Source organism: Gilliamella apicola (assembly GCF_003202915.1).
Lineage (GTDB): Bacteria > Pseudomonadota > Gammaproteobacteria > Enterobacterales > Orbaceae > Gilliamella > Gilliamella apicola_Q.
In genome coordinates, this window is record NZ_QGLP01000003.1 from 15,404 (window position 1) to 28,261 (window position 12,858).

Annotated in this window: 13 protein-coding genes; 5 read left to right on the top strand and 8 right to left on the bottom strand. The window is 35.4% G+C overall.

The window, feature by feature from the left end:
• The first annotated feature begins 147 nt into the window (after positions 1-147).
• Both DKK79_RS00245 and DKK79_RS00250 read left to right on the top strand, forming a co-directional pair.
• Positions 148-909, top strand: coding sequence for an IclR family transcriptional regulator (locus DKK79_RS00245; RefSeq protein WP_110422382.1), 762 nt, complete (start codon positions 148-150; stop codon positions 907-909).
• A 53-nt stretch (positions 910-962) separates the two neighbouring features.
• Positions 963-1,730, top strand: coding sequence for an IclR family transcriptional regulator (locus DKK79_RS00250; RefSeq protein ID WP_034885199.1), 768 nt, complete (start codon positions 963-965; stop codon positions 1,728-1,730).
• Between the two features lie 43 nt (positions 1,731-1,773).
• On the opposite strand, the gene DKK79_RS00255 is transcribed toward DKK79_RS00250, so the two are convergent.
• From DKK79_RS00255 to DKK79_RS00275, 5 genes are all read right to left on the bottom strand, one after another.
• Positions 1,774-2,706 carry a sugar kinase gene (locus tag DKK79_RS00255; RefSeq protein WP_110422383.1) on the bottom strand — a complete coding sequence of 311 codons (933 nt, stop codon included), beginning with the start codon at positions 2,704-2,706 and terminating at the stop codon, positions 1,774-1,776.
• A gap of 95 nt (positions 2,707-2,801) precedes the next feature.
• The gene (locus DKK79_RS00260) at positions 2,802-3,266 is read right to left on the bottom strand and encodes a YhcH/YjgK/YiaL family protein (RefSeq protein ID WP_110422384.1); all 465 of its coding nucleotides are present in this window, start codon (positions 3,264-3,266) and stop codon (positions 2,802-2,804) included.
• Between the two features lie 77 nt (positions 3,267-3,343).
• Positions 3,344-4,105, bottom strand: a complete 762-nt coding sequence (gene kduD, locus DKK79_RS00265) for a 2-dehydro-3-deoxy-D-gluconate 5-dehydrogenase KduD (protein WP_110422385.1) — start codon at positions 4,103-4,105, stop codon at positions 3,344-3,346.
• Between the two features lie 28 nt (positions 4,106-4,133).
• Complete coding sequence (locus DKK79_RS00270) at positions 4,134-5,138, bottom strand: zinc-dependent alcohol dehydrogenase (RefSeq protein ID WP_110422386.1); 1,005 nt, start codon at positions 5,136-5,138, stop codon at positions 4,134-4,136.
• Positions 5,139-5,167: 29 nt separating this feature from the next.
• Positions 5,168-6,112 (bottom strand): C-terminal binding protein, encoded by a 945-nt coding sequence (locus DKK79_RS00275; RefSeq protein ID WP_110422387.1) that lies wholly within the window; start codon positions 6,110-6,112, stop codon positions 5,168-5,170.
• Positions 6,113-6,578: 466 nt separating this feature from the next.
• Here DKK79_RS00275 and kdgT point away from each other — a divergent pair, with 466 nt between their 5' ends.
• The 3 genes from kdgT to DKK79_RS00290 all read left to right on the top strand — a co-directional run bounded on the left by kdgT (position 6,579) and on the right by DKK79_RS00290 (position 8,497).
• Positions 6,579-7,577 (top strand): 2-keto-3-deoxygluconate transporter, encoded by a 999-nt coding sequence (gene kdgT, locus DKK79_RS00280; RefSeq protein ID WP_110422388.1) that lies wholly within the window; start codon positions 6,579-6,581, stop codon positions 7,575-7,577.
• A 25-nt stretch (positions 7,578-7,602) separates the two neighbouring features.
• Complete coding sequence (locus DKK79_RS00285; protein ID WP_110422389.1) at positions 7,603-8,037, top strand: nuclear transport factor 2 family protein; 435 nt, start codon at positions 7,603-7,605, stop codon at positions 8,035-8,037.
• A 205-nt stretch (positions 8,038-8,242) separates the two neighbouring features.
• Positions 8,243-8,497: a YfhL family 4Fe-4S dicluster ferredoxin gene (locus tag DKK79_RS00290; protein ID WP_110422543.1), complete on the top strand. Its 255-nt coding sequence runs from the start codon at positions 8,243-8,245 to the stop codon at positions 8,495-8,497.
• On the opposite strand, the gene ispH is transcribed toward DKK79_RS00290, so the two are convergent.
• The 3 genes from ispH to ileS all read right to left on the bottom strand — a co-directional run bounded on the left by ispH (position 8,494) and on the right by ileS (position 12,821).
• Positions 8,494-9,444 carry a 4-hydroxy-3-methylbut-2-enyl diphosphate reductase gene (ispH, locus tag DKK79_RS00295; RefSeq protein WP_110422544.1) on the bottom strand — a complete coding sequence of 317 codons (951 nt, stop codon included), beginning with the start codon at positions 9,442-9,444 and terminating at the stop codon, positions 8,494-8,496. The genes DKK79_RS00290 and ispH overlap by 4 nt on opposite strands.
• A 1-nt stretch (position 9,445) precedes the next feature.
• A complete protein-coding gene (lspA, locus tag DKK79_RS00300) occupies positions 9,446-9,916 on the bottom strand; it encodes a signal peptidase II (RefSeq protein WP_110422390.1) in 471 nt (156 codons plus the stop codon).
• Positions 9,917-10,013: 97 nt separating this feature from the next.
• Positions 10,014-12,821: an isoleucine--tRNA ligase gene (gene ileS / locus DKK79_RS00305; protein WP_110422391.1), complete on the bottom strand. Its 2,808-nt coding sequence runs from the start codon at positions 12,819-12,821 to the stop codon at positions 10,014-10,016.
• Positions 12,822-12,858: the final 37 nt, after the last annotated feature.

Here is a 12,858-nt window from a genome sequence, read left to right on the forward strand (position 1 = left end):
TATGTAACCGCTAAGCTGAATTTATACATATAATTAGATAAAAATTGTATTCTAAAAATTGCCTTTTTAAAGTGCATCTTAATTATTTATTGTATTGTTTTTAATCAATCTATTGGATAGATAATATCATGGTCTGGGGTTTAATAAATGTCATTTGAAAAACAACAATCCACTTTAGATAATGCCTTAACTTTGCTTGAAATAATTAGTCATTATTCATCAGGCATTTCTCTAGCTGAAATTGTCAAATTAAGTAGAATGGCAAAAACAACAGTATTTAGAATTTTAGATACTCTCAAAAAAAGGCAATATCTTAGTTACGATGCAAATACTGAAAAATATTCTTTAGACGTTAAAGCTTTTGAATTAGGTGTAAAGGGATTAATGAATATCTCTTTGGTTGGTATCTCAATCCCTTTTTTAAAAAAGTTGGCTTCAAAAATTAATGAAACGTGTTTTCTTGCCGTCTATCATGATGGCAGTGTTATTTATTTATATAAAGCTGAAGGTGAACTGGCTGTTAAAACTAATTCACACATAGGAAGCCGAATGCCTGTTTATTGTACAGGACTTGGCAAATCATTATTAGCTTACCAACCATTAGTCGAAATTAATAAAGTATTAAGTCGCCCCTTAGTTCAATTTACAGATAAAACCATTATCGATCGTGAAATGATTCATAATAGTTTAGCCAAAGTATGCATCGACGGTTATTCCATGGATGATGAAGAAGTGGAAGAAGGATTGTCTTGCATAGCAGTTCCAATTTTTATAAAACAAAATAAAGTTGTTGGAGCGATTAGTGTTGCTGGATCTTCTTTTCGAATTATACAGAAAAAAGAGTTGATTATTAACGAGTTAAAAAATATTTCATCATCAATTTCAATTGAACTAAAAAAGAAAAATTAATGTGATCGGTAGGTTGAATTAATGACTGACTATTTTTATAAAGGTTTAAAATTATGATTCAAAAAGAAGCAACATCAGCAATTGATAAGGCTATTTCAGTTTTAGATGTGATTAGTAATTGCGCTGCAGGTGTGACAATTAATGAAATCATTGAAGCGACCAAACTAAATAAAATTATCATTAAGAAGATATTAAAAACATTACTTGATCGAGAATATGTTTTTTTTGATGAAAAATCAGATAAATATACATTAGGGTTCAAATCACTTGAACTAGGTATATCAGGTTTAGTAAATGTTAATATTGTGGATGTTGTTATTCCATTTATCAAATCACTTTCAAATACAATAAATGAAACCTGTTTTTTAGGGGTCTATAATAGTGGTAATGTTGTCTATTTATATAAGAGTGAAGGGAATAATGCTATTCACACCAGCTCCAATTTAGGCCATATGCGCCCAGCCTACTGTACCGGATTAGGTCGAATATTACTTTCACATCAATCTCAACAAGAGATCGATAGGGTATTGCTTTCTCCATTATTAAAACATACTAAAAACACCATAACAGATACCCAAAAACTTTATGATATTTTAGATAAAGTTCGCCAAGAAAATATTGCTTATGATTGGGAAGAGGTTGAAGAAGGACTTATTTGCGTAGCATCAGGTATTTTTAATTACAGCAATGATGTCGTTGCAGCATTAAGTATTACTGGTCCTAGCAATCGAATGCAAAACCAAATGAAAAAATGCGCCTCTTTATTAAAAGAGACGACTAATTCAATTTCTTCCAGATTAGGATATATTGCAACCAAATAACCTGATTAGGTGGTTTTCATTTTATTGTTAAAACGTTTATCGTTTAAATTAAGTTATTCATAGCTTCAGGAGGAATGATGGCTCCTCGATATTGAATAACGGTTCCCGCTAAATCGTGACCTTTTTGGATTGCATCTTCAATTGTTCCACCTTTTAATCGAACGGATAAATAACCGGCACTAAATGAATCACCGGCGGCAGTAGTATCAACGATTTTATCTTTAGTAATAACATTAGCTGGTACTTCTACACGTTCATTTAAAGTTTCGACTATACAGCTTTCACTTCCTCTTTTGATAATAATTTCAGAAACATTTAACTTTTTACTACGAATAATACTATCTTGATAGTGGGTATTGCCCCAAAGTAACTGTTCATCATCCTGCGTCAAAAATGCTATATCGGTATAAGAAAGAATTTTAGAATAAACATTTTGGGCATATTCCTGACTACGCCATAATCGAGGGCGATAGTTATTATCAAAAATCACTTTACCGCCATTGGCTTTAAATTTTTCTAATAACTCGATCAGTTTATCTATACTATATTCATCTAAAATAGCAATACTAATTCCACTTAAGTAAATATAATCAAATGTGGTTATTTTTTCACAGATCTGTTCTGTTTGTTCCCTTTTTAACCAAAACTTTGCCGCAGCATCATTACGCCAATAATAGAATGATCGCTCACCATTACTATCAGTCATAATGGCGTACAATCCCGGTATTTTATTATCTAATTGTTGGATGAGATCGGTTTTGATGTTCTCTTTTTGCCATTGATCTAACATCTCTTGGCTAAATGGATCAATACCGAGCCCGGTGACATAATGAATAGAGGCTTGGTCATTGGGAAATAAACGGGACAAATAAACAGATGTATTTAAAGTATCACCACCAAAACTTCTAGTTGTTAAATTATCTTTAATTGAGAGTTCAATCATGCACTCTCCGATTACCGCGATATTTATACTCATCACTATTCCTTATCAGGTATTGTTGATAATCTAAATAACCAAATCAGGTGAAGTCATATGAACCTGTTTTAGTTATTGTTACAATTAGTTACAAGTCAATCTATAGCGACTTTAACAACCACTTTACGAATTTTTTCTGCTTTACCACCAACAATACACAGTGGTTTATGTACTTCTTTAGGATAAAAAATGACAAAATCCTTAGGTTGCATAACAAACATTGTCTCTTCTACTGGCGCTTTTACAAATGCAATATCCCCATTAATTAGTTTATCTTCAATTACCTCAGAATGAGGTGGAAGCGTAGATACTGCCATACCTTCTTGTCCAGACAATACAATTTGAATATCAATATATTTAGCATGATATTCATATTTACCTTCTTCTTGAGTTCTCGATAAGGTTTCTGAAACCATATAAAAAACATCATCACCATCAATGGTATAACGTCCATTTTCTGTATTATCATTGACCTCTTTTTTTACTGTTTCTATTGCATGTTTGAGTTTATTTGGTAAGTAAGGGATTAACTCAAGATGTTCAATATTGCCAATAATCATAATGTCCTCCTAGACATCTTAATTATTGGTGTTAACTGTTAACCAATAATTAAGATAAAATTAATTTAAAAAAACGACTATCTACCTAACCATCCACCATCAACAGCAATGGTAAAACCATTGATATAATCAGATGCACTAGAGGATAAGAATACTGCGGCACCACCCAAATCCTCAGGATTTCCCCATCGTCCGGCCGGAATCCGTTCTAGAATTTGACGATTACGCGTTTCATCATTCATCAATGCCGTATTCATTTCGGTAGCAATATAACCAGGGGCGATACAATTGATGGTAATCCCCTTAGATGCCCATTCATTGGATAGTGATTTTGAAAAACCAGCCACTGCCGATTTAGCAGCTGTATAAGCTGGGATGGTATATCCGCCTTGGAACGCCAATAAAGAAGCAATATTGACTATTTTTCCGTAACCTTGCTCAATCATGTGTTTACCCACTTGTTGACACATAAAAAATACTGCATTCATATTAATATTAATGACGAGATCCCAATCATTTTTCGGAAAATCAACGGAAGGGTGACGACGCTGTATACCGGCATTATTGATTAAAATATCAATATGTTGGTATTTTTTAATGATATCCGAAATAAGATTTTCATATTTATCAAAGTTAGCTAGGTCAAATGTAATAGTTTCACAAGATACGTTATATTGTTTTATCGCTAACTCAGTTTGTTCATCACGAGCAACATCGATGATAATAATATTAGCGCCGGCATTAGCTAAGCTCATTGCTAGAGATTTACCTATTCCGCGAGAGGCTCCTGTCACAATGGCGTTTTTACCGGTTAAGTCAAAAGGGTTTTTATTTTTCATAATGGTATACCTTAAATTTATAATCTTATTAATCAGAAAATTTAAATATTGTTTTAATTACGTTTTCACCGGTTAAAGCATTAGCAAATCCTTGTTTTGCTTCCTCTGGAGGCAATATGGTGAGTAATTTTTTATATGGAAAATCTTGTTGTATGAATTGGATTGCAGTTTCAAAATCCCTTGCTTCATACACTCTGGTACCAATGATGTTGAGTTCTTTAAACTCAATGTCGAGTAATTTAAATTCTGTAGGTTTTTTATATGAACCAACAATTTCAATCGTACCTTGAACTCTGACTAAATCAGTTAATTGCAAAGCAACAGAAGGGTGTGCGGCACAGTCATAAACAATATCAGCACCGACTTGGTTGGTTAATTTTAATACTGTATTTAATACATCATCTTTTTTCGGGTTGATCACCGTAAAACCGAGATCTTTAGCTAAATTAATGCGGAAATCATTGGTTTCAATAACAATCACTTGTTTGGCGCCAGCTAGTTTCAGCACACTTGCTACACAAAGGCCAATTGTGCCAGCACCAAACACAACAACGCTATCACCTATCTTAAAAGGTGTTCTTGCTACAGCGTGAATACCTACCGCTAATGGTTCAACAAAAGCCCCCAAATCCATCGGAAAATCATTTGGTAAAACATGAATTTTACTTCTATCTACTTTCACATATTCAGCCATCCCCCCAGCGGTATCGATGCCATAAAGTTTAAGTGTTTTACAGACATGACTATTACCTGATTCACACGCAGAACATTTACCGCAAGAAATAAGTGGGCGCACACATACTTTAGTTCCAGTTGGTAATTGCTCATCGCCATTAACGACATAACCTGAAAATTCATGACCTAATACTAATGGTGCTTTGGCTCTAGGATGTACCCCTAAATAAATATTAAGATCAGAACCACAAATTCCCGCATGACTTACTTTTATTAATACTTCATTTTCATTAACTACCGGTTCAACGGTTTGCTCACAAGCTACATCATTTGGACCTTTATAAATTATCGCTTTCATGTTTTATATCCTGTAATTGATAGATATTCTTATTTGTTTAAACAATAGAGTGGTTTTTCACCCTTTGCTAAGCGGATTGCTTCTTCAGCCGCTTTTCTTTTTAAATCTTGTTGAGATTGTTCTGAATACCAAGCAGCATGAGGCGTAGCAATGAAATTATCTAAGCTGAATAATTTTCTATCTGTTGGCGGTTCTTGCTTAAATACATCAAGCGCTGCACCAGCGATGGTATGATTTAATAATGCTTGATAAAGCGCTTCTTCATTTACAATGCCGCCTCTTGCGGTATTAACTAAATAGCAATTGCTTTTCATTTTTGAGAATTCTTTACTATCAATTAAGTTCTCGGTGCTCTTTGTTAATGGTAAATTAAGCGAAATAATATCTGAGTGGGCTAATAACTCGTCTAAACTAACAAAGTCGATATAATCTGGAAGTTGCTCTTTTTTAGCTAACGGGTCAAAACCAATTACTTTTAATCCAATACCATGAAGTTTTTTGGCTAATGACAAGCCAATTCTTCCTAAACCAACAATGCCAACAGTTTGTTCTTGTAATCGATAAATAGGAATAGCTTTTTCATAAGCCCAAATATTGCTTTTTGTATCTTTTATCAACAATGGCAACTTTCTGGCTAAAGCCATAATAAGAGCCAAGGCGTGATCAGCAACTTCATTTGTTCCATAATCAGGGACATTACAAACCGCTACGTTATTTTTAGTTGCTGACTCAATATCAATGGTATTAACACCAACACCATAACGGACAACACCTTTTAAATTTTTTAAAGAACTCAATACGTTATGGGAAATAGTCGCATATTGTAAAATCAATGCATCTGCATCGTGACAAGATCGAATAATATCTTCGGGTTGTGTGACGTTTAAGATTTCAAAATCCACACCCTCTTTAGTAAAAGTCTTTTTTTCAATGTCCATGGATTCATGGTCACAATCTGTAATATAAATCTTCATTCGTTTACCTCTGTTAAATGGAATATCATTCCGAAATAATCATAATTAAGAATTTAAAAGAATGATATTTCATTTATTATTTATTGTGATCTGCGTCACATAAAATTTTAATCCATTATTAACATCATAAATATTAACCATTTGTTTATTTTGTTTTTATTTATATATTTTATTGTTTGGCGTTTTTTTACTATTTTTTCTATCGCTAGCTTTTATAAACAATATTCAATCGAGTTTGTTAATTTAATTAATTTATCAATTAAAAAAATAATATTAAAAAATAATATGTTGATTTTTAATTGGTGATGTTTATCACAAAATTAAGAATCAAAATTGATTTTATTTTATTATTTTGTATATTCAAAAAAGGAATGATATTCCGAATATGTAATTTTGCTTAAAGTGTTTTTTATGTAAGTTAAATTAATTTATTTAAATCATATTGTTAATTTTTAGGAATGTATAAATGAAAATAAAAAAGTTTATTGATAAAGTCCCAGGAGGATTAATGTTAATTCCTCTTTTTCTTGGCGCCTTATGTAATACGGTTTTTCCTGGTGGAGGAAAATATTTAGGATCTTTTTCTAATGGATTAATTTCAGGAACAGTACCTATATTAGCCGTATGGTTTTTTTGTATGGGAGCTTCTATTGAGCTTAAAGCTACTGGCATGATGCTAAGAAAATCAGGTGTATTAGTCGTCACTAAAATCGCGACCGCATGGTTTGTAGCCCTTATTGCCGGTACTTTTTGGACGAATGGTTATATGGTAGAAGGTGGCATATTTGCTGGTTTCTCAATTCTTGCCTTAGTTGCTTCAATGGATATGACTAATGGTGGTTTATATGCTGCTTTGATGAATCAGTATGGTTCAAAAGAAGAAGCCGGTGCTTTTGTATTAATGTCTTTAGAATCAGGCCCACTAATGACAATGGTTATTTTGGGGACTTCTGGCGTTGCTTCATTTGAACCAAGACTGTTTGTTGGTGCGGTATTACCTTTCTTAATTGGTTTTATGCTTGGTAATTTAGACTCTGATCTTCGAAAATTATTTGGTAACGCAGTACAGACATTAATTCCGTTCTTTGCTTTTGCACTAGGTAATAGCATAAAACTACAGGTTATTTTTGAAACAGGTTTAGCCGGAATTTTATTAGGCTTATTAGTCATAGTTATTACCGGTATTCCGCTTATCTTATCTGATAAATTTCTTGGTAAAGGAAATGGTACCGCGGGGGTTGCTGCCTCGAGTTCTGCAGGGGCCGCTGTGGCAACACCTTTATTGATTGCTGAAATGGTACCTGAGTTTGCTCCTGTTGCTTCTGCGGCAACGGCAATGGTAGCTACAAGTGTGATTGTTACATCAGTTGTGGTACCAATTATCACTTCAATTTGGGCAAAAAAATTCAATCCAAATTTAATTAAAAATGAGGAAGAGTTAATTCCTTCGTCAAAAAGTGAATAAACAAAAGTAATTAGGGAGAAATAGTATGAAAAAAATTTTAAGTTTTATGTTAGTTATCGTGTTATCAATTGGTTATAGTCATGCCGCTACTCCAAATCAAAGCACGGTAGAACAAGCTGTAGAAACTATGCGATTAGCCATGCTTAGTGCCGATAAAGCACAGTTAGAAAATGTTGCATTACCTTCATTAACTTATGGCCATTCTAGTGCTATTATTGAGAATAAAGCAGAATTTGTTGATGCAATAGTCAGTGGACGTTCTGGTTTTACCACGCTTGAATTTCAAGATCAAACCATCACGACTGAAGGTGATACCGCCATTGTTAGGCACGTTTTTTCTGCTGATACCAACAATAGTGGTAAAATCGGTAAAGTAAAAATTGGTGTGATGTTAGTCTTCAAAAAAGTTGATAGTGATTGGAAACTACTCGCACGTCAAGCCTATAAACTTCCACAATAATAAATATCAATAAGCGTTACGATCAATATTTATTTGATTAGTAACGCTTACTTTGGGTAATTTTTAGAACTTGCCCAACCCCGATCCTCAAAAATTTTTGCAAAAATTTTGTCAATGCTCAATGTTAACGTGGATCCGTATTAGGATTTATTTGCTATTGCGTTATAATGGCGCAAATTTTTTATTCGTTAAAGATATTATAGCAATGGCGTTAAAAATAACTGATAAGTGTATTAATTGTGATATGTGTGAACCTGAGTGTCCAAATGAAGCCATCTCGATGGGGTTTGATACATATGAAATTGATCCCAATAAATGCACCGAATGCGTAGGCTATTATGATCATTCAACTTGTCAACGCGTTTGTCCGATTCAAAATGCAATTATTGCAGATCCAGACCATGTGGAAAGCCAAGAAGAGTTATTGGAAAAATTTAAGCAACTGACCCATTCTTCTTAGTCTGTTGTTTTAATTTCAATGCGTAACTCTTTTGGAATTTCGAAAGTAATATTTTCAGAAATACCTTCGGTTTCAATCATTGATGTACAGCCTAAACCTTTTAGATGATCAATAACTTGTTTGACTAAAATATCTGGGGCAGATGCACCAGCGGTTACACCAATTCTTCGAGCATTGGTCAACCATTCTAGGTTAATGTCAGAGGCGTAATCGATTAAGTAGGCATTTTTACTGTTGCGCCGTGCAAGTTCAGCCAATCGATTTGAGTTTGATGAATTTTTAGAACCAACGACTAAAACAATATCGGCTTGTGATGATAACTGTTTAACCGCTTGTTGACGGTTGGTGGTTGCGTAACAGATATCGTTTTTACGGGGACTACGAATATTGGGAAATCGATTTTTTAACGCTTCAATAATCTCTGCTGTATCATCAACCGATAAGGTGGTTTGTGTGGTAAAACAGAGATGACTATCATTTTTGACTTGTAAGTTTTCTACATCTTCAATCGATTCAACTAAATAAATGCCACCTGCAGGGTTACTGTATTGTCCCATCGTGCCATCAACTTCAATGTGACCCGCATGACCAATAAGAATAACCTCTTCACCTCGATAGCTCGCTCTGGCGACTTCCATATGAACTTTGGTTACTAATGGGCATGTAGCATCAAATATGCGTAGTTGACGGCATTTTGCTTCATCACGAACCGCTTTAGATACGCCATGAGCGGAAAAAATAAGGATACTGCCGTCCGGTACCTCATGGATCTCTTCAATAAATATTGCGCCTAGCTCTTTAAGGCGGTTAACTACGTAGCGGTTATGCACAACTTCGTGGCGAACATAAACCGGAGCACCAAATAGTTCCAGTGCGCGTTCAACAATAGTTATAGCTCGATCAACGCCGGCACAAAAGCCACGAGGATTAGCTAATATAATCTGCATGTTAGACTGTTTTTTGGGGTTTTGCATAATTGCCTAGGATGAATAATCCAATACCTAAACAAATTGCACAATCGGCAATATTAAAAGTTGGATAATGCCAATCACCAAAATTGACATCTAGAAAATCGACCACAAAGCCATGATAAAGCCGATCAAACAGGTTTCCTAAGGCGCCACCTAAAATCAACGCTAATGAAATGTTTTCTAATTTTTGTTGTCGGTTATTGCGGTATAGCATATAGACAATCACTACACTGACAACAAATGCCACTGCGGCAAGCATCCAACGCTGACCTTCAAAAATACTGAAAGCAGCCCCGATATTGTGTACATAGGTGATCGAAAAGAAGGGCAAAAGATTTACTGATTCATATAAGAAAAAGTGGTTAAGAATCCAAAACTTACTTGCGATATCTATCACAAAAACGATTACCGCAAATAATAACCAGTAAAGTCCGGTATCTTTTTTCATATAGTTCTCATTATAATAATGCCGCCGACAATCGTCGGCGGTAAGTATACTTAATTGCTATAATATTATGTTTATAGCCCGGTTTATTTTTTATCACTTAGGCAAAATGTCTAACTTCACCATTACCATGAATATTTTCTTCACAGCGTTTACATAAGTGAGTAGTTGGGTTGTTATCAACGGTATAGTGCCAACAGCGAGGGCATTTATCGCCTTGGGCTTTAACAAGCTCAATTTTTAGACCTTGAATATCGCTTGGTACCGCTTGTTGTGGCGCGTTTTCTAAAGGTTTCACACTTGCTTGTGAAGTCAGTAATACGAACCGTAATTCGTTTTCTAATTTAGCTAGTGCTGTCGCAATTTCGCTATTGGCATAAAGTGTAACAGCAGCTTCAAGCGATCCACCAATAACTTTATCATTACGACCTTGCTCTAACACTTTGTTCACTTCACTACGAATAGTTAAAATTTGTGCCCAGTAAGCGCTATTTAGTGTTTCACTCTCAGACAGGCTGAATAGTGATGTGTACCATTCATCTTCAAACACAAATTCTGATTTTTCTGTTGCAGGTAGATATTGCCAAATTTCATCTGCAGTAAATGATAAAACAGGTGCAATCCAACGAACCATTGCTTGCGCAATATGATATAAAGCCGTTTGACAGCTATGGCGCGCAATACTATCGCTTTTCGCTGTATATTGTCGATCTTTGATAATATCTAAATAGAATGAACCCATCTCAATTGAGCAAAATTGCATAATGCGTTGTACAACTCTATGGAAATCGTAGTTTTCATAAGCTTGAATGATCTGTTCTTGAGCCTCTTTTGCCACACTGACTGCCCAGCGATCAAGTACAACCATATCTTCTGGTTTAACCATATCTTTAGCTGGATCGAAGCCATTTAAGTTAGCCAGTAAGAAACGGGCGGTATTACGAATACGACGATAACTATCGGCGGCACGTTTAATAATTTCATCCGAATAGCTCATTTCACCCGAATAATCGGTTGAAGCAATCCACAATCGTAGAATATCGGCACCTAATTTATTCATTACCTCTTGTGGTGTAACGATATTACCTAGCGATTTAGACATTTTACGACCTTGTCCATCGACCACAAAGCCATGTGTTAATACTTGTTTATAAGGTGCTTTGTTATCAATTGCCGTAGACAACATTAACGAAGACATAAACCAACCACGGTGTTGATCTGAACCTTCTAAGTACATATCGGCTTCGTGGCCAGCAAATTCAGGACGAACCCCGACAACAGAGTAAAAAGTTGAACCTGAATCAAACCATACATCTAGCGTATCTGGTACTTTACGATAATCATCCGCATCGGGGCCTAATAGATCTTTAATATCGGCATCCCACCATGCTTGAATACCGTTTTGCTCCACCAATTTCGCCACTTTTTCGACTAACTGTAATGTGTCTGGATGTAACTCTTCAGTCTCTTTGTGTACAAATAGCGTCATTGGTACACCCCAGGTACGTTGACGTGAGATACACCAATCAGGGCGGTTAGCTACCATGGTTTCAATTCGAGCTTGTCCCCAATCTGGAATCCAACGAACTTGTTTAATCTCTTTTAGTGATTGTGCACGTAAACCTTGTTTATCCATGCTGATAAACCATTGTGGTGTTGCACGGTAGATAACAGGGGTTTTATGTCGCCAACAGCATGGGTAGCTATGTTCAATATTTTCAAAGTGTAGTAATGCATTATGTTCTTTTAATAATTCAATTACTACTTTATTGGCTTTAAAAACGAATAAGCCATCTAAACCAGCGCCAGTTCCAGGTAAGTAACAACCATTACCACCAACAGGATTAGCGACTTCAAGATCATATTTTTGACCAACGATAAAGTCTTCTGCACCGTGACCTGGCGCAGTATGCACAGCACCAGTACCAGCATCAACCGTAACATGCTCACCAAGTACAATTGGCTCATCAAAATCGAGGAACGGATGTTTGAATCGCAATAATTCAAGCGCATCACCTTGGCAAGCGCCTAAGATTTTCCAATCAGTTATTTCAGCGCGTTTCATTACTGATTCCACTAAATCGGCAGCTAAAATTAAGCACTCTTTATCATTGATTTGGACTAATTGATATTCTACTGTTGCATTAAGTGCAATTCCTCGGCTAGCTGGAAGTGTCCATGGTGTAGTGGTCCAGATAACGGCATAAATGGTTAAATCGGTATTGATACCAAATTTACTCGCTACCGCTTGATTGTCGGTGGCTCGGAATTTGACATCAATTGCTGGTGATGATTTATCATAATATTCAACTTCGGCTTCAGCTAACGCTGACATACAATCGGTACACCAATAAACTGGTTTAGCACCTTTGACTAAATGACCATTTTCAATCACTCTACCTAAAGCCCGAATAATATTCGCCTCAGTATCATAGTTCATTGTACGATATGGGTTTTGCCAATCGCCAAGTACACCCATACGAATAAAATCAGCTTTTTGTAGTTCAACTTGTGAAGCAGCGTAATCGCGGCAAATCTGGCGAAACTCGGCCGGTGTTACTTTTACGCCAGGTTTACCAACTTGTTCTTCAACTTTTTGCTCAATCGGCAAACCATGACAATCCCATCCTGGAATATACGGGGAGTCATAACCACTCAAGCCTTTTGATTTGATAATAATATCTTTAATTATTTTATTAACGGCATGACCAATATGAAGTTTTCCGTTTGCATAAGGAGGGCCATCATGCAAAATAAAGGTTTTTTTACCTTTTTTCACTTGACGGATTTTGCGATAAAGTTCTTTATCGTACCAATTTTGCAACATTGCCGGTTCACGTTTAGCAAGATCACCTCGCATAGGGAATCCGGTTTCCGGTAAATTCAATGTATTTTTATAGTCTGTCATGCTAATTTATTCCAGTTAATTTTGTTGATACTACTTT